At 60.2% G+C, this 22,095-nt stretch carries 17 protein-coding genes; 14 read left to right on the forward strand and 3 right to left on the reverse strand.

The genetic code is table 11. The features are described from left to right. The first annotated feature begins 423 nt into the window (after positions 1-423). The 6 genes from TL5118_RS09645 (at position 424) to TL5118_RS09670 (ending at position 8,215) form a co-directional block, all read left to right on the forward strand. Complete coding sequence (locus TL5118_RS09645) at positions 424-1,677, forward strand: Zn-dependent hydrolase (RefSeq protein ID WP_058242860.1); 1,254 nt, start codon at positions 424-426, stop codon at positions 1,675-1,677. A gap of 5 nt (positions 1,678-1,682) precedes the next feature. Next, a complete protein-coding gene (hydA, locus tag TL5118_RS09650) occupies positions 1,683-3,143 on the forward strand; it encodes a dihydropyrimidinase (protein ID WP_058242861.1) in 1,461 nt (486 codons plus the stop codon). Positions 3,144-3,253: 110 nt separating this feature from the next. Next, positions 3,254-4,723, forward strand: a complete 1,470-nt coding sequence (locus TL5118_RS09655; protein WP_058242862.1) for an NCS1 family nucleobase:cation symporter-1 — start codon at positions 3,254-3,256, stop codon at positions 4,721-4,723. A gap of 203 nt (positions 4,724-4,926) precedes the next feature. Further along, complete coding sequence (locus TL5118_RS09660) at positions 4,927-5,301, forward strand: hypothetical protein (RefSeq protein ID WP_058242863.1); 375 nt, start codon at positions 4,927-4,929, stop codon at positions 5,299-5,301. 152 nt (positions 5,302-5,453) lie between these two features. After that, positions 5,454-6,908 carry a xylulokinase gene (gene xylB, locus TL5118_RS09665; protein ID WP_058242864.1) on the forward strand — a complete coding sequence of 485 codons (1,455 nt, stop codon included), beginning with the start codon at positions 5,454-5,456 and terminating at the stop codon, positions 6,906-6,908. 23 nt (positions 6,909-6,931) lie between these two features. Beyond that, positions 6,932-8,215, forward strand: coding sequence for a cytochrome-c peroxidase (locus TL5118_RS09670; protein ID WP_058242898.1), 1,284 nt, complete (start codon positions 6,932-6,934; stop codon positions 8,213-8,215). 6 nt (positions 8,216-8,221) lie between these two features. Here TL5118_RS09670 and TL5118_RS09675 read toward each other — a convergent pair whose 3' ends face one another. Together TL5118_RS09675 and TL5118_RS09680 are read right to left on the reverse strand one after the other, a co-directional pair. Next, on the reverse strand, positions 8,222-9,766 hold the full coding sequence (locus tag TL5118_RS09675) for a CRTAC1 family protein (protein ID WP_058242865.1): 1,545 nt from the start codon (positions 9,764-9,766) through the stop codon (positions 8,222-8,224). Further along, positions 9,756-10,973 carry an ROK family transcriptional regulator gene (locus TL5118_RS09680; protein WP_058242866.1) on the reverse strand — a complete coding sequence of 406 codons (1,218 nt, stop codon included), beginning with the start codon at positions 10,971-10,973 and terminating at the stop codon, positions 9,756-9,758. The genes TL5118_RS09675 and TL5118_RS09680 overlap by 11 nt, the downstream gene beginning before the upstream one ends. A 201-nt stretch (positions 10,974-11,174) precedes the next feature. Between TL5118_RS09680 and xylF the strand changes: the two genes are divergently transcribed. The 4 genes from xylF to xylA all read left to right on the forward strand — a co-directional run bounded on the left by xylF (position 11,175) and on the right by xylA (position 15,818). Next, positions 11,175-12,203, forward strand: a complete 1,029-nt coding sequence (gene xylF, locus TL5118_RS09685) for a D-xylose ABC transporter substrate-binding protein (RefSeq protein ID WP_058242867.1) — start codon at positions 11,175-11,177, stop codon at positions 12,201-12,203. A gap of 155 nt (positions 12,204-12,358) precedes the next feature. After that, entirely contained in the window at positions 12,359-13,657 is a 1,299-nt protein-coding gene (locus tag TL5118_RS09690; protein ID WP_058242868.1) for a sugar ABC transporter permease, read from the forward strand. Continuing rightward, complete coding sequence (locus tag TL5118_RS09695; protein WP_058242869.1) at positions 13,657-14,451, forward strand: ATP-binding cassette domain-containing protein; 795 nt, start codon at positions 13,657-13,659, stop codon at positions 14,449-14,451. The genes TL5118_RS09690 and TL5118_RS09695 overlap by 1 nt, the downstream gene beginning before the upstream one ends. 59 nt (positions 14,452-14,510) lie before the next feature. Next, positions 14,511-15,818, forward strand: coding sequence for a xylose isomerase (gene xylA / locus TL5118_RS09700; RefSeq protein ID WP_058242870.1), 1,308 nt, complete (start codon positions 14,511-14,513; stop codon positions 15,816-15,818). An 18-nt stretch (positions 15,819-15,836) separates the two neighbouring features. Here xylA and TL5118_RS09705 read toward each other — a convergent pair whose 3' ends face one another. Next, positions 15,837-16,745, reverse strand: coding sequence for an FAD:protein FMN transferase (locus TL5118_RS09705; RefSeq protein WP_058242871.1), 909 nt, complete (start codon positions 16,743-16,745; stop codon positions 15,837-15,839). A gap of 547 nt (positions 16,746-17,292) precedes the next feature. On the opposite strand from TL5118_RS09705, the gene acs reads away from it, so the two are divergent. Genes acs through TL5118_RS09725 form a run of 4 tightly spaced genes read left to right on the forward strand, consistent with a single transcriptional unit; the run spans position 17,293 to position 22,086 of the window. After that, on the forward strand, positions 17,293-19,269 hold the full coding sequence (gene acs / locus TL5118_RS09710) for an acetate--CoA ligase (protein WP_082626215.1): 1,977 nt from the start codon (positions 17,293-17,295) through the stop codon (positions 19,267-19,269). Between the two features lie 5 nt (positions 19,270-19,274). Beyond that, complete coding sequence (locus TL5118_RS09715; RefSeq protein ID WP_058242872.1) at positions 19,275-19,958, forward strand: adenylate kinase; 684 nt, start codon at positions 19,275-19,277, stop codon at positions 19,956-19,958. A 52-nt stretch (positions 19,959-20,010) separates the two neighbouring features. After that, positions 20,011-20,292: a DUF4212 domain-containing protein gene (locus TL5118_RS09720; RefSeq protein ID WP_058242873.1), complete on the forward strand. Its 282-nt coding sequence runs from the start codon at positions 20,011-20,013 to the stop codon at positions 20,290-20,292. A 6-nt stretch (positions 20,293-20,298) separates the two neighbouring features. Then, on the forward strand, positions 20,299-22,086 hold the full coding sequence (locus tag TL5118_RS09725) for a sodium:solute symporter family protein (protein WP_058242874.1): 1,788 nt from the start codon (positions 20,299-20,301) through the stop codon (positions 22,084-22,086). The last annotated feature ends 9 nt before the right edge of the window (positions 22,087-22,095 follow it).

A 22,095-nucleotide genomic window follows, 5' to 3' on the forward strand; every position in this document is an offset into this window, starting at 1 on the left:
GTCAAATATAAATTTGATCGAAAGGTCAAATTTTTTCAAATCGACCAATTTTTCATCATCTAAAGCAAGGTGAAAATACGGGTTTGATGTTTGTTGAAAGAAAATTATTGACTGAATGATAAAAAATAGAAACAGTCCGTCCAACGCGTTACCGGGGAGGTCTACGCCTGCAATTTGATGGGATCCGGGGGCGGATCCCTTTGCTGTTCTGCACCTTCGGGTGTGGGCTAGGCAGGTGTGTGTCTTCCTCATCGGGCCCGTGCTGTCCTTCGCGGCAGCGGCGTCAACGCATCATGACATTTCACCGGCGCGGTTCGCTGCGTCGCTTGGGTCCCCGTGTGGGTGGGCCCTGTCCAGCTGTGGCCTTCGGGCCGGAACATGTGAGCCTCTCCCGCCGGGGAGGACCACCAGAAGGGAGCAAACATGAAAGATCTTCAAAGCAACGCCCGGATTGACGGCAGCCGTCTCTGGGACAGCCTGATGGAAATGGCCCTGAAGGGCCCCGGCCTGCGCGGTGGCTGTAACCGCCAAACCCTGACCGATGAGGACAAAGAAGGCCGCGATTTGTTCAAGGGCTGGTGCGAAGCCGCTGGCATGAGCGTTAGCGTCGACAGCATGGGCAATATGTTTGCCCGCCTCGAAGGCACCGATCCGGATCTGGATCCGGTGATGATGGGCAGCCATCTGGACACCCAGCCCACGGGCGGCAAATACGATGGTGTTCTAGGCGTTCTGGCCGGTCTGGAAGTGGTCCGTTCGATCCGCGATCAGGGCATCAAGACCCGCCGTCCCATCGTTGTGGTCAACTGGACCAACGAAGAGGGCACCCGCTTTGCCCCGGCGATGCTGGCCTCGGGCGTTTTTGCTGGCGTGCACACGCAGGACTGGGCCTATGACCGCGAAGATGCCGAAGGCAAAAAGTTCGGCGAAGAGCTGGCGCGCATTGGCTACAAAGGGGATGAGCCCGTTGGCCAGCGCAAGATGCATGCGATGTTTGAGCTGCACATCGAACAGGGCCCCATTTTGGAAGCGGAAAGCAAAGACATTGGCGTGGTCACCCACGGTCAGGGTCTGAACTGGCTGCAGGTCACCCTGACCGGTCAGGAGGCGCACACCGGTTCGACCCCGATGCCGATGCGTAAAAACGCCGGTCTGGGCGCGGCGCGGATCACTGATCTGGTGCATCAGATCGCCATGAGCCACCAGCCCGATGCTGTTGGCGCTGTTGGCCACTGCGACTACTACCCGAACTCGCGCAATATCGTGCCGGGCAAGGTGGTCTTCACCATCGACTTCCGCTCGCCCAGCTTTGACACCCAAACCGATATGGAACAGCGCCTGCGTGAAGGTGCCGCCAAGATCGCAGAGGAACTGGAACTGGGTCTGGAGATCGAACAGGTCGGCCATTTCGATCCGGTCACCTTTGACGAAGGCTGTGTCACCGCCGTGCGGTCCGCGGCCGAACGTCTGGGCTATTCGCACCGCAACATCATCTCGGGCGCCGGTCATGATGCCTGCTGGGTGAACAAAGTGGCGCCGACCGCCATGGTGATGTGCCCCTGTGTCGACGGGCTGAGCCACAATGAAGATGAAGACATTAGCCGCGAGTGGGCCACCGCCGGCTGCGATGTGCTGCTGCATGCCGTGCTGGAATACGCCGAAGTGGTTGAGGAGTAAGAGCGATGAGTGAACGGACAGTTATCAAAGGCGGAACCATTGTGGCCGCCGACCGCAGCTATAGCGCGGATGTGGCCATCGAGGGCGGCAAGATCGTGCAGATCGGTACGGATCTTCAGGGCGATAAGCTGCTGGACGCCGAAGGTTGCTACGTGATGCCGGGCGGGATTGACCCGCATGTGCATCTGGAAATGCCCTTCATGGGCACCCATTCGGCGGATGATTTCGAAAGTGGCACCCGCGCCGGTCTGGCGGGCGGCACCACCATGGTTGTCGATTTCTGCCTGCCCAGCCCCGGCCAATCGATGCTGGAGGCGCTGGCCGCCTGGGAAGCCAAATCACAGCGCGCCTGTGCGGATTATTCCTACCATATGGCTGTCACCTGGTGGAGCGAACAGGTCTTTGAAGAAATGGAAGAGGTCGTGAAGCGCGGCATCAACTCTTTCAAACACTTCATGGCCTACAAAGGTGCTCTGATGGTTGAAGATGATGAGCTGTTCGCCTCATTCCAGCGCTGCGCCGCGATTGGCGCGCTGCCGATGGTGCATGCGGAAAACGGCGATGTGGTTGCCACCATGCAGGAAAAACTGCTGGCGCAGGGGCTGACTGGGCCCGAAGGCCACGGCATGTCGCGCCCGCCAGAGGTGGAAGGTGAGGCCACCAACCGCGCGATCATGATCGCCGATATGGCGGGCGTGCCGCTCTATGTGGTGCATACCAGCTGTGAACAGGCGCATGAGGCGATCCGCCGGGCCCGTCAGAAAGGCATGCGCGTCTATGGTGAGCCGCTGATCCAGCATCTGGTGCTGGACGAAAGCGAATATCGTAATCCGAACTGGGATCATGCCGCACAGCGCGTCATGTCGCCGCCGTTCCGCGATAAATCGCATCAGGACAGCCTCTGGGCTGGTCTGCAGGCAGGCAGCCTGCAAGTGGTGGCCACCGATCACTGCGCCTTCACTGTGGATCAGAAGCGATTCGGCATTGATGACTTCACCAAGATCCCCAACGGCACCGGTGGTCTAGAAGACCGGATGCCGGTTCTGTGGACCGAAGGTGTGAACACAGGTCGCCTGACGCCAAACGAATTTGTCGCCGCGACCTCCACCAATATCGCCAAGATCCTCAACATCTACCCGCGCAAAGGCGCGATTGTGGAAGGGTCGGATGCGGATCTGGTGGTTTGGGACCCGAAAAAGTCCAAAACCATCTCGCCTGCGACGCAGCAGTCGGTGGTTGAATATAATGTGTTTGAAGGGCGTGAAGTCACCGGCCTTCCGCGTTATACGCTCAGCCGCGGTGTGGTCGCGGTGGACGACGGCACCGTGTGCGCCACCCCGGGCCATGGCCAGTTCGTGAAACGCGACGCTTACCCTGAGGTGAACAAGGCCTTGTCGAAATGGAAGGCGCTGACCGCACCCCGTCAGGTGATGCGCAAGCCCGAAAACATGCCGGCCTGCGCCTAAAGAATTGGCCCTCGGTTCAACCGGGGGCCTCTTGCCGTCTGGCCGCGGGGGACGCGGGCAGGCGGGACACAAAAAAAGAAACACGCCAATGCGAGGGAGGTATACCACATATGGCTGATGCAACTTCTAACACCGGGGCGCGCCCGGATCTGGCGGGGCTGGACCCGGCCCTCTACAATGAGGACCAGCTGCCCACCACCGCCAACGAACGCACCTGGAGCTGGGTCTCCATCGCGGCCCTCTGGGTCGGCATGGTGGTCTGTATCCCAACCTACCTGCTGGCCTCTTACCTGATTGGGTCCGGCATGAGCTGGGATCAGGCCGTCATGACCATCCTGCTGGCCAACGCGATCGTTCTGATCCCGATGGTTCTGGTGGGTCACGCTGGCACCAAATACGGCATTCCCTTCCCGGTTCTGCTGCGGTCGTCCTTTGGTCCGGCTGGCGCCAAGATCCCCGCTGTGGCGCGTGGTATCGTGGCCTGTGGCTGGTTCGGCATTCAGACCTGGGTTGGCGGTTCGGCGATCTTTGTGATCCTGAACACCCTGACCGGTGGCGCGCTGGCCAGTGATCCGCTGCCGATCCTCGGCATTTCGGCTGGTGAATTTGTCTGCTTCGTGGCCTTCTGGCTGCTGCATGTCTACTTCATCAAAAACGGTACCGAGTCGATCCGTTGGCTGGAAACCTATGCCGCACCGTTCCTGCTGGCGATGGGGCTGGCGCTGCTCTACTGGGCCTACAACAAAGCCGGCGGTTTCGGCGAAATGCTGTCGACCCCCAGTGCCTTTGATGAAGGTGGCGAAAAAGAAGGCGAGTTCTGGGTCGTCTTCTGGCCAAGCCTGACCGGCATGATCGGGTTCTGGGCGACGCTGGCGCTGAACATCCCTGACTTCACCCGTCACGCCAAAAGCCAGAAAGACCAGTTCGTGGGTCAGCTGGTGGGCCTGCCGATCCCGATGGCGCTGTTTGCCTTCATCGCCTCTGCCGTGACCTCGGCCACCGTGGTGATCTATGGCGAAGCGATTTGGGATCCGATTGCCCTGGCTGAGAAAATGGGCGGTGCCTCGATCATCGTTGCCCTGATTGCACTGATCGTTGCAACCCTGACCACCAACCTGGCGGCAAACGTTGTGGCCCCGGCACATGGTTTCGCAAACCTGGCGCCCAGCAAGATCAACCTGAAACGGGGTGGCTACATCACCGCAGGCATTGGTCTGGTGATGTTCCCCTGGATCCTGGTCAACCACATCGTGGGCTGGCTGCTGGCCTATTCGGCGCTGCTAGGTCCGATCGCGGGCATCATGCTGGCGGATTACTACCTGCTGCGCAAAACCAACCTGAAAGTGGCGGATCTGTTCAAATCAGATGGCATCTACTCGGGTTCGGGCGGCACCAACTGGGCCGGCGTTGGCGCGCTGATTATTGGTATCCTGCCGAACCTTCCGGGCTTCCTGGTGGGTGTTGGCCTCAGCTCGGGCACCTCTGATTTCTTTGCAACCATCTACACTTACGCCTGGTTCGTAGGTCTGTTTGTTGCGGGCGCGGCCTATCTGGTCCTGTCCAAGATCTTCAACAAGTAAGTCTCTGATCCGGGGCGCTTTTCCGGCGCCCCGGTTTCCATCGCCCGCGGTTTGTCTGACGCAACGTGAAGGCGAACTTATCCACAAAAATCGACAACTATTCGCTCAGACAGCGGCCTGACCTGCCGTTACTGTTCCTGAGACTTGTGCGCCCTGGGGGAAGGGAAGCACCGGCCTGCCATTGATGTGCACGGAGCAATAGAATGTCTGGTAAAACTGCTGGGGTGCTGGTGACAGCTGCCGTTACCGCCCTTTGCGTCAACCATTTCTGGTATGAAATCGGCGATGTGTTCTGGCCCGAACGCAAAACGATTGTGGCCACCATTGAGCTGGACAACCGCTGTGAGTTTCGCGACTTTGTCTTTGTGGTGCGGGATCTGAACACTGGCCATTATGCCTCATTCGCCGGGGGGCGGGCGCAGCTGCGCACACAGGAACGCAACCGCGTGACGGTCGAATTTGCTCCCCGCTACCGCAAGGTGGAGTTCTACGCGCCCACCTTGCCGGTCAAACGGCAGATGACCATGACCACCCGCTGTGGCAGCCGCCGATTGATGGATATGAATTGGTTCGGCTGAACGCCTTTCTGGAATGATGTTTTGCAGCGTCTGCCATCTGGCAGGCGCTGTTTTCATATGTGGCCCAACGATCTGACCCGTTGACGGCCCGGCTCCGATATTGTTTAATTTTGAGAGTTAAAATAAATGTTCCGCGGGACATAGGGGGGAATATGTATCTGGGATTGGATTTGGGCACATCTGGTCTGCGCGCGCTGCTGGTTGAGGCATCGGGCAGGGTGGTTGGCTCGGCGGAGGCCGATTATCTCGTGTCGCATCCCCACCCCGGTTGGTCCGAACAACGGCCCGAAGATTGGGTCACAGCCGCTGAGCGTTGCGTCGAAAGCCTGCGCCAGGCTTTTCCTGCTGAATGGCCCGCGTTGCGCGGCATTGGCCTCAGCGGTCAGATGCATGGCGCGGTTCTGGTCGATGCGGCCGGTGATGTGCTGCGCCCGGCGATCCTGTGGAATGACACCCGCCCCCATGTTGAGGCTGCGGCGCTGGATGCCACCGACCCGGTGCGCGCGCTGTCGGGCAATATCGTTTTTCCGGGGTTCACCGCCCCCAAACTGCTCTGGCTGGAACAGCATGAGCCAGAGGTTTTTGCGCGCATTCACAAGGTGTTGCTGCCCAAAGATTACCTGCGGCTGTGGCTGACAGGGGGCTATGTTGGCGACATGTCGGATGCGGCGGGCACCTCATGGTTGGATGTGGGGGTACGGGACTGGTCTGACACATTGCTGCAGGCAGGCCACATGCGGCGCGATCAGATGCCCGACCTTGTTGAGGGGTCTGAGGCATCGGGGGACCTGCGCAGCAGTCTGCAGGCCGATTGGGGGCTGGATCATTCGGTGGTTGTTGCCGGCGGCGGCGGGGACAATGCGGTTGCCGCCTGCGGTGTTGGCTGCCTCAGCGAAGGGCAGGGTTTTGTCTCTCTCGGAACCTCAGGCGTGTTGCTAGCGGCGCGTGATCGCTTTGCGCCAATGCCTGAAACGGCGGTTCATAGCTTCTGCCATGCGGTGCCGGGGCGCTGGTATCAGATGGGGGTCAGCCTGGCGGCGACCGATTGCCTGAACTGGCTGTCGGGCCGCCTGGGGCAGAGCCCGGGGGAGCTGGCAAATGTGCTGCCGGATGAAATCACCGGCCCCGCTGGCGTCACCTTCTTGCCCTATCTATCGGGTGAGAGGACACCGCATAACGACAGCGCCATTCGTGGTGCCTTTGTCGGGCTGGATATCGCCAGCGACAATGCGCAACTGACCCAAGCCGTTATGGAAGGCGTTGCCTTTGCCATGCGCGACAGTCTGGAGGCGTTGAAAGCCACCGGCGCGGATCTTAAACAGGTACTGGCCATCGGCGGCGGCAACCGATCGCGGTTCTGGGTGGAAACCCTGGCCACGGTGCTGGATCTGCCAATGCACCTGCCCAAAGCGGGTGAATTTGGCGCGGCACTTGGCGCAGCGCGGCTGGCAATGGCAGCGGACGGGCAGGGCGCGGTGGATCTACTGATGACCCCGCCCGAGGTGGCCGAGGTGATCCCCCCCCGCAGCGACCTGCGGGACCAATATGAGGCGCGCTATCAGACCTACCGGGCGCTGTACCCCGCGATCAAAGGCGCTGTGGCGTGAGGGTGCTGACGGCCCTTTTTCTGATGGCGGGTGCGGCCACGGCTGCACCTGAGGTGAGGCCCGATTTGGGGCCACCCCCGGTGTTCCGCGCGGTGGATCCCGCGCGCGCCGAACTGGGGCACTTGTTGTTTTACGATCCGATCTTATCGGGCAATCGCAATGTCAGTTGTGCCACCTGTCACCACCCGCGTTTCGGCACTTCGGACGGTCTGTCATTGGGGCTGGGCGAAGGCGGCATCGGTCTGGGCCCGGATCGCAAGGTTGATGCCAGCAACCCGCCGGAACAACGGATCCCCCGCAACGCGCCTGCGCTGTTCAATCTGGGGGCGGAAGAGTTTAGCGTGATGTTCCATGATGGCCGGCTGGAAGCGGACAGCGACCATCCCGATGGCATGCGCACGCCCTTGGGGCAGGAAATGCTGTCGGGGTTTGACTCGGTCCTGTCGGCGCAGGCGATGTTCCCGGTCCTCTCTGGGGATGAGATGGCCGGGCATTATTCGGAAAACGATGTGTCTCAATCCGTACGATTGGGCCACCTGTCGCTGCCCGGCGGCGCTTGGGACAAAATCGCGGCCCGGGTGGTGGCGGTGCCAGAATACCGCAGCCGTTTTGATACCGTTCTGGGGCAGGGCGCGGCGGTCAGCTTCACCGATATCTCAGACGTTCTGGCCGATTTCATCCGGGTGGAGTGGCGCGCCGATGACAGTGCCTTTGACCGCTACATGCGCGGCGAGGCCCCGTTGAGCGCAGCGGCGCAGCAGGGCATGGATCTATTTTACGGCAAGGCGGGATGTGGATCCTGCCATGCCGGGTGGTTTCAAACCGATCATGGGTTTCATGCTATCGCGATGCCGCAGATCGGCCCCGGCAAGGCGGCGCGATTTGAAACCCACGCCCGGGATGAGGGACGCATGCGCGTCACAGGCGCGGCTGAGGACGCCTACCGCTTTCGCACGCCCTCCCTGCGCAACATCACGGACACTGGGCCCTATGGTCATGCCGGTTCCTACGCCACGCTGGAGGCTGTGGTGCGTCACCACTTGGATCCGGTGGCAGGGTTGATGGGATATGATCCCGCGCAGGCGGTGCTGGCGGCAATGGACGGCGTAGACGATCAGCGCATTCTGCGTGATGAGGCTGAGCTGGCCGCGATCGTTGAGGCAAATGAACTGGCGCCGGTGGACCTGTCGAATGACGAGGTTGCTGCGATCCTCAGCTTTCTGGGCGCGCTGAGTGATGACGGCTGGCGGCAGGGGCGCATGGGGGTGCCCGAAACCGTGCCTAGTGGATTGCCCGTAGATCGCTAGAGGCGCTTAGCGCGGCGTGACCGTCAGGGTTTCGCCGCCGCTCAGCACCAAGGCCTGCCGGGTTGTCACCTCCACCCAGTTGGAGGCGGTTTGATCCGGCCAAATCACCCGCAGCTCCACCCGGTCCAAATCGCCCAGGCCAAAATGCAGCGGGCTCAGCGCGCCGCCGGCATGACCGCCGCCGATGGTGCGTTCCTGAACCCAGGATTTGGCCTCTGCGCGCAGCTCCACATGGGCGCCAATGGCATCGCGGTTGGCCCCGTCCCGTTGCAGGTCGATGCTGAGATAGCTGTTTGCGCTGGCGTTTTGATAGAGCTCCATCTTGGCGCGGCGGTTGACCACCGCCAGATCCAGCGCGCCGTCCCGGTTCAGATCCACCAGTGCCGCACCCCGGCTGCGGGCCAGACCGGCGACCCCAACCTGATCGCCAACCTCGACAAACCGGCCATCGCTTTGCTGCAGCAGCAGGTTATTGGGATCTTCCATCGCAGCGACGGGCATCTGTTCGACATTGCCCTTGGCAATGAAAAGATCATCCAAACCATCGTTGTTCACATCCCCAAAGGCGGCGTGCCAGCCGGTTGAGGGGCGACCATCGCCGCCCGTATAGGGCCGATGCGCGGTGGTGCCGCGTTCATATGTGGCGTCTTTGTAGGAGGGGCGGGCGCCATCGCCGTCAAAATACTGCAGCTTCTGATCCCCCATGGAGGTCAGCATGACATCCGCGTAACCGTCGCCGGTCAGATCCCGGCTGGCAATGCCCATGCCCCAGAGGTGATAGGGGCGCCAGCCGTCCTCAGCCGAATAAAGGCGCGGTGTGGCCTCCATCGCCCACATCTGTTCCTGCCCGCCGCGCAGGTAATAGTGCCTGTCGTTGGAGACCCTGAGGTCGGCGCGACCGCTGCGGGACCAGTCCGAAAACAGCATCGACAGGGCGCAGAACCCCGGCTCCAGCCGCTGTGCGGGCCCGTAGCTATTGCCGTCAGGTCGGTAGAGCAGGGTGGCGTCGCAGGTGCCAAACGGCCCGGCGGGATCGCTGCGGTCCACATAGGTGCCAATCGCCAGGGTCGGCAGGGATTGGCCGGCCTCCCATGTGGCGGAAAAGGCGGTGGACCAGCTGCCGCCGCCATCAAAACCAAGGCCGTCAAAGGGTTCAAACTGGCAATTCCCCAGTCCCCGAAGGATCTGATCCGGGCCATCGCGCAGCACCATCAGGTCAGGCAGGCCGTCACTGTCGATATCCAGCGGGTAGGCGCCGATGACACCGGTGAGGGCCAGCGCCTCAGGCGTTTCAGCGGCAAATTCCAGGATGCCATCCGCTCCTGTCTGGTTGCGCATCAGCTGCGCCGGGCTGCTGCCACCGGCCGCATAGAGGTCTGGCAACTGGTCCCCATCGCAGTCAAAAACCGCCAGGCCGCCGCCAACGAAATGTTCCCAGCCGCCGGTATATTGATGTGCGGGCAAGGTGCGGGGGGTGAAATTGGGCAAGCTGTCCTGCGCCAGCGCCGTTGTCCCAAGGCAGAACGCCAGAACCGTCACATCATACCGCATCCAGCACCAACCTCCGTACGCATTGCGCACTCACTTTCTCGACCGCATAGGCGGCTGCGCCTTTCGCCCACATCAGCTGCCCCCAGCTGTGTTGCACCACCTCTGGCAATGGCGCATCGACCTGCACCACCGATTGCCGCATCTCTTCGATCACCTGTGGGGTCAGCAGGTAATCCATACTGGAATGGGTGCCTGAAACGATGATAAGTTCGGGATCAAAAATATTGATAATATTAGCTAATCCCATGGCGAACATGCGCCCTGCACGTTCTAGGATGGATCCCGCCAGCGCATCGCCTTCACGTGCCGCTGCGGACAATTGACCAATGCTTTGTGGGGTGGCCTCATCGCTGAGCAGCCGCGCCTCACGCAGTAGGGCATAGTCCCCCACATAGGCCTCCAGGCAGCCGCGCTGCCCACATTGGCACAGCGCACCAGAGAGTTGCACCTTGGTGTGGCCAAACTCGGCGCCGCAGCCACGGGTGCCGCGGTAAATCTCATCATCGATGACCACACCCATGCCGACACCATGTTCAATGGTGATGACGATAAAGTCGCTGACATCGCGCCCCTTGCCAAAGAGGTGTTCTGCCTTGGCCACAAGATTGGCGTCGTTTTCAACAAAGATGGCGCAGTTCAGGTGCTGGCCCAGATGGGCGCCCATATCCACGTTGCGGCTGGTCAGGGAGGAGGACCAATAGACAAAGTTGCGCGTGGCATCGACCAGACCAGCCATACCGACACAAAGCCCCGAAATATCTGCGAGGCCAATGCTCCCCTTGCGGCAGCATTGCTCCAGTGCGGTGACGATAGCGTTGCACAGCTGCTCCGGCTCCATCCGGGCCTGAACCAGCGGCATATCGTGATCAACCAGCTCATTGCCTTCGAAATCGATGACCAGCACTGTGATGGAGGAATGGGCCACCTTGATCCCGGCAATTTTATGGGCGTCACCGCGCAGAGCCAGGGACACACGTGGCCGGCCGCGTTTGCCGGTGGTGGGTTTTGCCTCTGGCTGAACCTCGCGGATCAGGCCGGCCTCCAACAGCTCGGCTGAGATGGCGGTGACGGTGGCCGGGCTCATCCCGGTTTCGCGGGCGATATCAATTCGCGCGATCGCCCCCTGGGCCCGGATCGTTTCTAACACCTGTTGCCGGCCGCTTTCGCGCAGCTCGCCCGTGTGTGACGGTCTGTCTATCTGTGGCACGCCCCAGCCCTCCCTCTGATTAGCGCCTTGTTTACAGGTGTTTGCAGACCTTCTGCAACCGAATGAAAAATCTGTAACCCGATTTAATTTGAGAATCAAAAAAATAATCGCTACACCTAAGTCGTACCCTGTCCAACGTGGCGCCCCTGAAGAGGGGTGTAGCAATGCTGATGGGGTCTGGAATCTACGGGAGGAAATACAATGAAATTCGCGAAATCTATTGCGATGGCGTCGGTTCTGGCGCTGAGCAGCGCAGGCGCCTGGGCGGCTGACCTGACGGTTGGTGTCAGCTGGTCGAACTTCCAGGAGGAGCGCTGGAAAACCGACGAAGCGGCGATCGTTGGCGCGCTGGAAGCAGGCGGTGCGGAGTATATCTCGGCCGATGCGCAGTCGTCGTCATCCAAGCAGCTGTCGGATGTGGAAAGCCTGATCGCTCAGGGCGTTGATGCGCTGATCATCCTGGCCCAGGACGCACAGGCCATCGGCCCGGCTGTTCAGGCTGCCGCTGACGAAGGTATTCCGGTCATCGCTTATGACCGTCTGATCGAAGACGATCGTGCCTTCTACCTGACCTTTGACAACGTCGAAGTGGGGCGTCTGCAGGCGCAGGCCGTGTTTGCAGCGATGCCCAAAGGCAACTACGTCATGATCAAAGGCTCGCCCACCGATCCGAACGCCGACTTCCTGCGCGGTGGTCAGCAGGAGATCCTGCAAGCCGCAATTGACGCGGGCGACATCAAGATCGTCGGCGAAGCCTACACCGATGGCTGGCTGCCTGCCAACGCGCAGCGCAACATGGAACAGATCCTGACCGCCGCTGACAATGGCGTGGACGCTGTTGTGGCCTCCAACGACGGCACCGCAGGTGGTGTTGTTGCCGCGCTGACCGCGCAGGGCATGGAAGGCATTCCGGTTTCGGGTCAGGATGGTGACCATGCCGCGCTGAACCGTGTGGCCAAAGGCCATCAGACCGTATCGGTCTGGAAAGACGCGCGTGAGCTGGGCAAAGCGGCTGGTGAGATCGCCGTACAGCTTGCCGGTGGCGCTGAACTGGGTGACGTCAAAGGCGCGATGAGCTGGACCTCACCCGCGGGTACCGTCATGACCTCGATGTTCCTGGCCCCGAACCCGATCACGCAGGACAACCTGTCCGTTGTGGTCGACGCTGGCTGGATCACTCAAGAGGCGCTCTGCCAGGGTGTTGAGGCGGGCCCGGCCCCCTGTAACTAAAGCCATCCCTCAGGTTGTTGGCCCTGTCACGGGGCCAACACGCCTAATTGCTTCATAAGATCAGTCTCCCACTGATCTTGGGGTGTCCTCCCCAAGAAGGGCACCCCGACTGCCACCCCTACGAATAACTCACTGCTGACGATTGGAGTTCGGTCATGGCCGAGGCCACCACGCAGCCGATACAGACCCCGGCGAAACGTTCCTTGTTCCAGCAACTGGAACTCGACACGCGCCTGTTGGGGATGGTCGGTGCTTTCATTATCCTGTGCATCGGGTTCAACCTGCTGACAGACGGGCGTTTCCTGACGCCGCGCAACATCTTCAACCTGACGATCCAAACCGTTTCGGTGGCCATCATGGCCTCAGGCATGGTCTTTGTGATCGTCACCCGCCACATCGACCTGTCGGTTGGCGCCTTACTGGCCACCTGTTCGGCGGTCATGGCCATGGTGCAGACCCAGGTGCTGCCGGACATGCTGGGCTTTGGCCTGAACCACCCGGCAACCTGGGCGATCACCATTGTGGTTGGTCTGGGCGTGGGCACGTTGATCGGCGCCTTTCACGGCTGGATGGTCGGATACCTGAGCATCCCGGCCTTTATTGTCACCCTTGGCGGCTTCCTCGTCTGGCGCAACGTGGCCTGGTATCTGACGGATGGTCAGACCATTGGCCCGCTGGATAAGACCTTCCTGATCTTTGGTGGCATCAACGGCACTATGGGCACCACCTGGAGCTGGATCATCGGCATCGCCGCCACTGCGCTGGCGCTCTTTGGCCTCTGGAGTGGCCGCCGCGCCCGTCAGGGGCATGGCTTTGCGGTCAAACCCCTTTGGGCGGAGCTGACCATTGCCGGCATCACCGCCGGGGCCATTCTGGGCCTGGTCTGGACGCTGAATTCTTATCTGATCCCCGCGCGCCGTCTGAAACGGATGATGGAGGCCAAAGGCGAAACCATGCCTGAGGGTCTGGAAGTGGGCTATGGTCTGCCAATCTCGGTTCTGATCCTGATCGCGGTTGCGGTTGTGATGACCGTGGTGGCGCGGCGCACCCGGTTGGGGCGCTACATCTTTGCCACGGGCGGCAACCCCGATGCGGCTGAACTGTCGGGCATCAACACCCGGATGCTGACGGTGAAAATCTTTGCCCTCATGGGCTTCCTCTGTGCGCTGTCGGCGGTTGTGGCCTCGGCCCGTCTGGCCAACCACTCCAATGATATTGGCACCTTGGATGAGCTGCGCGTCATTGCGGCCGCGGTGATTGGCGGCACGGCGCTGTCGGGTGGTCTGGGGACCATTCACGGGGCGATCCTGGGCGCGTTGATCATGCAGGCCCTGCAGTCGGGCATGGCGATGGTGGGCGTGGATGCGCCGTTCCAGAACATCGTCGTGGGCTCGGTGCTGGTGCTGGCCGTTCTGATCGACATCCAATACCGCAAGCGACTGGGGGCGAAGTGATGAAAACGGCAAAAGAACTGCGCGCTGAGGGCGCAACCCCGTTGGTTGAGATGAAAGACATCTCCATCGCGTTTGGGGGGATCAAGGCCGTGGATCACGTCAGCGTTGATGTGCATCCCGGCGAAGTTGTTGGCCTTCTGGGGCACAACGGGGCAGGTAAATCGACGCTGATCAAGATCCTCTCTGGGGCCTACCACATGGACAGCGGCGAAATCCGCATCAACGGGGACAAGGTGGAAATCACCAACCCCCGCGATGCCCGCAGCCACAACATCGAGACGATCTATCAGACATTGGCGCTGGCAGATAACCTTGATGCGGCATCAAACCTGTTCCTCGGGCGTGAGTTGGTCACCCCATTTGGGCTGGTCGATGATGCCGCGATGGAGGCGGAGTGCCGCAAGATCATGGGCCGTCTGAACCCGAACTTCCAGAAGTTCTCAGAACCGGTATCGGCTCTGTCCGGTGGTCAGCGCCAATCGGTTGCGATTGCCCGCGCGGTCTATTTCAATGCCAAGATCCTGATCATGGATGAGCCGACCGCGGCCCTGGGCCCGCATGAAACCCAGATGGTGGCCGAGCTGATCCAGCAGCTGAAGGCCGAGGGCATCGGCATCTTCCTGATCGATCACGATGTGCATGCGGTGATGGAGCTCTGTGACCGCGCATCGGTCATGAAAAACGGCGCGCTGGTCGGCACCGTCGACATCGAAGACGTCACCGATGATGACCTCTTGTCGATGATCATTCTGGGCAAAAATCCGGGTGAGGCCGCGGACAGCACCACCGACTGAAAATAACCTATTGCGCCCCGGGCAGTTGGTCCGGGGCCACAGAGATCAAGGACAGTGACATGAGCACGCAGTTTTTCGACGGCATCGCGCCCGTCAAATATGAAGGTGCCGACAGCACCAACCCCATGGCCTTCCGCCACTACAACCCCGATGAAGTGGTCATGGGCAAACGGATGGAAGATCATCTGCGCTTTGCCGTCGCCTATTGGCACAGCTTCGCCTGGGAGGGTGGCGATCCCTTTGGCGGGCAGACCTTCATTCGCCCCTGGCATCCCCAGGATGATATGGATCGCGCCAAGATGAAGGCGGATGTGGCTTTTGAGATGTTCGATCTGCTGAATGTGCCGTTTTTCTGTTGGCATGATGCGGATGTGCGTCCCGAACAGGGCAACTTTGCCGACAATCTGGCAACCCTGAATGAGATCACCGATTACATCGGTGAGAAGATGCAGAGCAGCAAGACCAAGCTCTTGTGGGGCACGGCCAATATGTTCAGCCACCGTCGCTGGATGTCGGGCGCCTCAACCAACCCGGATCCCGATGTCTTTGCCTTTGCGGCGGCGACGGTGAAATCCTGCATGGACGCAACCCATAAGCTGGGCGGTGAAAACTACGTGCTCTGGGGGGGGCGTGAAGGTTATGAGACGCTGCTCAACACCGATATGGGCCAGGAACTGGATCACATGGGCCGTTTCCTCAACATGGTGGTCGATTACAAACATAAGATCGGCTTCAAAGGCGCCATTCTGGTGGAGCCGAAACCGCAGGAACCCTCCAAGCACCAGTATGACTTTGACGCGGCAACCTGCATCGGGTTCCTGCGCAAATACGGTCTGGAAAATGAGGTGAAGCTGAACCTTGAACAGGGCCATGCCATTCTGGCTGGCCACAGCTTTGAGCATGAGATCGCCACCGCCACGACCGAGGGCATGCTGGGATCGATCGATATGAACCGCAACGATTATCAGTCGGGCTGGGACACGGATCAGTTTCCCAACAACACGCCTGAGGTGGCCCTGTGTTACTACCACATCCTGAAATCCGGTGGTTTCACCAGCGGCGGCACCAACTTTGACGCCAAGCTGCGCCGTCAGTCGCTGGACGCCGGTGACTTGATTGCCGCCCATGTTGGCGCGATGGACATCTGTGCCCGTGGCCTGAAAGCGGCTGCCGCGATGATCGAAGATGGGGGGCTGGAACAGGCGCTGAGCGATCGCTATGCCGGTTGGCAAAAAGACGTCTCAAAAAACATGCTGGCCAGCGATCTGGAAAGCATCACCAACCGGGTGCTGTCAGAAAACATCAACCCTGAGCCACGTTCGGGGCGGCAGGAAATCCTGGAAAACTACGTGAACCGCTTCGTTTGATGCAATCATCTGGGCGGCTCAATCTGCTGAGGTTGCGCTGCCCAGTTCGACGGTTCCACCGCCTTCTGCGATCAGTGTGATGTGATCAAGCTCGGGAATGTGATCCCGGGCTTTTTCAATTTGCACCTTTGTCATCATGGTAAAGGCCGTGGCACAGGCATCGGCAAGGCTGGCACTGGTGGATTGGCACAGAACCATCGCCCAGTTTTCACTAAACGGCAGGCCCTGCGGGTGTAAGATATGGCTGGTGTTGCCCACCAGATGGGCGCGGGGGCGTGAGACGCAGATCGCGCTGTCTTTCAGCGTGAACTTACGGGTGCGATAGCCGCCGGGCGGGGCAAGGCGCAGGTCAAACGGGCCGCCGATCACCGCCAGCTCACCGATTTGGATCAGGGCCTGACGGATGCCAAGCGTGCGCAGCGCCCCAGTCACCAGATCGGTGGCAAAGCCCTGTCCAATTCCGTTAAAACTGATTTTCTGTCCGGGCTTCAGCCGGATTTCACGGGTGGAAACCTCAACATGTTTCCACCCGACGCTAGCCCGCGCCGGGCTGGGATTTTCGCCATCAGAGAGGCTGCGCCACAGCGGTTGGATCGTTGGATCAAACAGACCACCGGTGGCGACATGCACGCGGGTCACGAGATCGCAAAGGTCCAGAAAGGGCGCCGGTGGATTGGCCAGATGGCCCGTTGTGTTGAGCTGCCCCAACAGGCTGTCATCGCTATAGAGGTTAAACATCTGTTCCACCTGCTGTAGTGTCGCCACAGCGTGCTGCAATGCGGCTTCAGCCACCAGGCGGGGGGCGTCCAGCACCAATGAGACCTCTGCTCCAAGGGCGGCGCCGGTCCAGCGCACAGGCGTGTTTGTCCAGTTGTAATCGTAACCTTCCAGCGGTGCGGCAATTTCAGCGCTGCGATTGTGTTTCATTTATGGGGTCCTAGCGATCAATAAGAGTGTGACAAAGATCGTGTGTGGGGCCGTGTAGAGAGGAAATAGGGCGGTCCGGCGTTTGGACCATAAAAATGTTTTAAAAGTCACCTTATCGCCAAAATCAACGCACCGATAGGCTGCAATCCTGTGAAAAGTCGCGCCGGCGCATCGCGGCCTCAACGATCTGAACAGCCAGTGGTGTGTTCATTGCCTCCCCGCTATTGAGGCGAAGTGACGCAGCGGCGCCTCTCCAGACGGCCATCCGTAAAAATACGGAGATTTGCGCCGTGCGTCGCAGCAATCCCGTAGCGCGTTTTTGACAGCAAATTCTGTTGATTTCTTTGCCTTTGTCCGCCCAGACGTATGCGCGAATTTACAATTTGTTTTGAGGTGAGGAAAATTATTTACAGAATTCTTGTTCTAAAATAGGTGCTTATTTATTTGTTTTCATTTTTGCGTATGCTCCCAATCAACGCGCAGTTTGCCTGTTTGGGAACGGAGGCCCGGACCGGCTGTGTCACATAGCTCAAGGGAGGAGCCTCGCATGTCGCTTGACCAAGCTACAGAAACCCAGACCCCGTCTGTCGTGCCTGTCCCCGTAGATTTCGCCGAAAACGCGCATATTGATGCCGCGAAATACGAAGAAATGTATGCGGCCTCGATCGCTGATCCTGCCGCCTTCTGGGGCGAACATGGCAAACGTCTGGACTGGATCAAACCTTATACCAAGGTAAAGAACACCAGCTTTGAGCCGGGTAGGATTGACATCAAATGGTTCGAAGACGGCACCCTGAACGTGGCCGCCAACTGCATTGATCGTCATCTGGAAACCCGGGGCGATCAGACCGCAATCATCTTTGAACCCGACAACCCCGTTGAAGCCGCGCAGCACATCACCTACAAACAGCTGCACACCAGCGTCTGTCGTATGGCCAACGTGCTGGAAGAACTGGGCGTGCGCAAAGGCGACCGGGTTGTCATCTACCTGCCAATGATCCCCGAAGCGGCCTATGCCATGCTGGCCTGCGCCCGGATCGGCGCCATTCATTCGATTGTCTTTGCGGGCTTCTCCCCCGACGCGCTGGCCGCGCGGATCAACGGTTGTGATGCCAAGGTCATCATCACCGCTGACACCGCCCCCCGCGGCGGCCGCAAGACGCCCCTGAAATCCAACGCTGACGCTGCATTGCTGCACACCAAGGACACAGTGAAGTGTCTGGTGGTTAAGCGCACTGGTGATCAGACCACGTGGATCGACGGGCGTGATTTTGACTACAACGAAATGGCACTGGAGGCGGATGATTACTGCCGCCCGGCCGAGATGAGCGCCGAAGATCCGCTGTTCATCCTCTACACCTCCGGCTCCACCGGGCAGCCCAAAGGCGTGGTGCATTGCTCGGGCGGGTATCTGGCCTATGCGGCGATGACCCATGAATATGTCTTTGATTACAAAGACGGTGATATCTTCTGGTGTACCGCGGATGTGGGCTGGGTCACCGGCCACAGCTACATCATCTACGGCCCGCTGGCCAATGGCGCCACCACGCTGATGTTCGAAGGGGTGCCGACCTATCCGGACGCTGGTCGCTTCTGGGCGGTTTGTGAAAAACACAAGGTAAACCAGTTCTACACCGCGCCGACCGCGATCCGCGCGCTGATGGGGCAGGGCACCGAGTTTGTTGAAAGCTATGACCTGTCGTCGCTGAAGGTGCTGGGCACCGTGGGCGAACCGATCAACCCTGAAGCCTGGAACTGGTACAACGACAATGTCGGCAAAGGGAACTGCCCCATCGTTGACACCTGGTGGCAGACCGAAACCGGCGGTCACATGATGACCCCGTTGCCGGGCGCCCATGCAGCCAAGCCGGGCGCGGCGATGAAACCGTTCTTTGGTGTGAAACCGGTGGTTCTGGACCCGCAGTCGGGTGAGGAAATCACCGACGTGCCCACCGAAGGGGTGCTGTGCATCGCGGACAGCTGGCCCGGTCAGATGCGCACCGTCTGGGGCGATCACGAACGGTTTGAGAAGACCTATTTCAGCGATTACAAAGGCTACTACTTTGCTGGTGACGGCTGCCGCCGCGACGCCGATGGTGATTACTGGATCACCGGCCGTGTGGATGACGTGATCAACGTCTCCGGCCACCGGATGGGCACCGCTGAAGTGGAAAGCGCCCTGGTCGCCCATGCCAAAGTGGCTGAGGCTGCGGTGGTGGGCTATCCCCATGACGTCAAAGGGCAGGGCATCTACTGTTACGTAACCCTGATGAATGGCGAAGAGCCTAGCGATGATCTGAAGAAAGAGCTGCGCACCTGGGTGCGGACCGAGATTGGCCCAATTGCCAGCCCCGATCTGATCCAGTGGGCGCCGGGCCTGCCGAAAACCCGTTCGGGCAAGATCATGCGCCGCATCCTGCGCAAGATTGCCGAAGATGATTTTGGCAGCCTCGGCGACACCTCGACGCTGGCGGATCCTTCGGTGGTCGATGACCTCATCGAAAACCGCATGAATAAGGGGTAAGCGCAATGGATGTTGCCGTTGAAACCACCCCCGCCGTTCTGATCCTTCTTGGCCCTCCGGGCGCGGGGAAGGGCACGCAGGCCCGCATGCTGGAAGAGCAGTTTGGCCTGGTGCAGCTGTCCACCGGTGATCTGCTGCGCGACGCGGTTGCCCAAGGCACCGAGGCGGGTAAACGCGCCAAGGCCGCGATGGACAGTGGCGGGCTGGTCAGTGATGAGATCGTGATCGCCATCCTGCGGGACCGTCTAGCTGCACCTGATTGCGCCAAAGGGGTCATCCTAGATGGCTTCCCGCGCACCACGGTTCAGGCCGAGGCGCTGGATGGTCTGCTGGCCGAAAGCCGCCAGCGGATCAACGCCGCCGTCAGCCTTGAGGTTGATGATGCCGCGATGGTGACCCGTGTGTCGGGCCGTTACACCTGCGCTGGCTGCGGCGAAGGCTATCACGATCTATTCAAGCAGCCCGCAAAGGCGGGCACCTGTGACAAATGCGGCGGCAGCGATTTCAAACGCCGTGCCGATGACAACGCGGAAACCGTGGGCGCCCGGCTGGAGGCCTATCACACCCAGACCGCGCCGCTGATCACCTATTACGACACGAAAGGTTCCCTGCAACGCATTGATGCGATGGGGGAAATCGACGTGATCGCAAAAGAACTTGCAGCCATTACCCAAGCGGCAATGGCGTGAGCTTTCGGGCTGGCCCCAGTCAGCCCGGACTTGGAGGAGAAGGAGGACCGCAATGGCGGATCAACAAACTGCATCAAGCGCGCAGGCCTCGGACCAGACCTATTGGTCGGCCAACCTGCGCATCATCTACATCAGCCTCATCATCTGGGCGCTGGTTTCATTCGGCTTTGGCATTCTGCTGCGCCCGATGCTGGCTGGCATCAGCGTTGGCGGCACTGACCTTGGCTTCTGGTTTGCCCAGCAGGGATCGATCCTGGTCTTTCTGGCGCTGATCTTCAACTACGCCTGGCGCATGAACAAGCTGGACCGTGAATTCGGCGTCGACGAGGAGTAAGGACTTATGGATCAGTTTACCATTAACCTGCTGTTTGTTGGTGCGTCCTTCGCGCTCTACATCGGCATCGCGATCTGGGCCCGTGCCGGGTCCACGTCTGAGTTTTACGCCGCAGGCCGCGGAGTGCACCCGGTCACCAACGGTATGGCGACCGCTGCGGACTGGATGTCGGCGGCTTCGTTCATCTCGATGGCCGGTCTGATTGCCTTCACCGGCTATGACAACTCGACCTTCCTGATGGGCTGGACCGGTGGTTACGTTCTGCTGGCCCTGCTGCTGGCGCCTTACCTGCGCAAGTTCGGCAAGTTCACCGTATCGGAATTCATCGGCGATCGTTTCTACAGCCCCACAGCCCGTATCGTGGCTGTGATCTGTTTGATTGTTGCCTCGACCACCTATGTGATCGGTCAGATGACCGGTGTGGGTGTGGCCTTTGGTCGTTTCCTTGAGGTTTCCAACACCGCTGGTCTGTTGATCGGTGCCTGTGTGGTGTTTGCCTACGCCGTGTTCGGCGGCATGAAGGGTGTGACCTACACCCAGGTGGCCCAATACGTTGTGCTGATCATGGCCTACACCATCCCGGCGATCTTCATCTCGCTGCAGCTGACCGGCAATCCGATCCCGGCACTGGGTCTGTTTGGTGATCACGCTGCTTCCGGTGAGCCGCTCCTGGCGAAACTGGACGCGATCGTGAAAGAACTGGGCTTCAACGAATACACCGCCCACCAGAGCGACACCTTCAACATGGTGCTGTTCACCCTGTCGCTGATGATCGGTACCGCGGGTCTGCCGCACGTCATCATGCGCTTCTTCACCGTTCCCAAAGTGTCTGACGCACGTTGGTCGGCAGGCTGGGCGCTGGTGTTCATTGCGCTGCTGTATCTGACGGCTCCGGCTGTGGGTGCCATGGCGCGTCTGAACATCACCGAAATGATGTGGCCGAACGGTGGTATCTCGGGTGAGGCAGTCAGCGTTGAGCAGATCGAAAACGATCCGCAGTATGCCTGGATGGCAACCTGGGAAAAAACCGGCCTGTTGGGCTGGGAAGACAAGAACGGCGACGGCCAGATCCAGTACTACAACGACAAATCGGCTGACCTTCAGGCGATGGCCGCTGAAAAAGGCTGGGAAGGCAATGAGCTGACCAAGTTCAACCGTGACATCCTGGTTCTGGCCAACCCTGAGATTGCCAACCTGCCGGGTTGGGTGATCGGTCTGGTCGCGGCTGGTGGTCTGGCAGCAGCGCTGTCGACGGCTGCGGGCCTGCTGCTGGCGATCTCCTCGGCTGTGTCGCACGACCTAATCAAAGGCTCGATCAACCCGCAGATCAGCGAAAAGGGCGAACTTCTGTCGGCCCGGATCGCTATGGCTGTGGCCATTGCCGTCGCGACCTATCTGGGTCTCAACCCTCCGGGCTTTGCAGCGCAAACCGTGGCCTTGGCCTTCGGTCTGGCAGCGGCATCGATCTTCCCGGCGCTGATGATGGGGATCTTCTCGAAGAAGATCAACAACACCGGCGCAGTGGCTGGCATGCTGGCCGGTCTGGGTGTCACCCTGGTCTACATCTTCCTGCACAAGGGCTGGCTCTTCATCCCCGGCACCAACAGCTTCACCGATGCTGATCCGCTGCTGGGCACTGTGAAGTCCACCTCCTTTGGGGCCATCGGCGCAGCCATCAACTTCACCGTTGCATACGTTGTTGCCGGCATGACCAAAGAGACCCCGCAAGAGATCAAAGATCTGGTCGAAAGCGTCCGCATCCCGCGCGGTGCTGGTGCCGCTCAGGATCACTGATCCCCGTGA

Origin of the sequence: Thalassovita autumnalis (assembly GCF_001458255.1) — a bacterium.
Taxonomy (GTDB): Bacteria; Pseudomonadota; Alphaproteobacteria; order Rhodobacterales; family Rhodobacteraceae; genus Thalassobius; species Thalassobius autumnalis.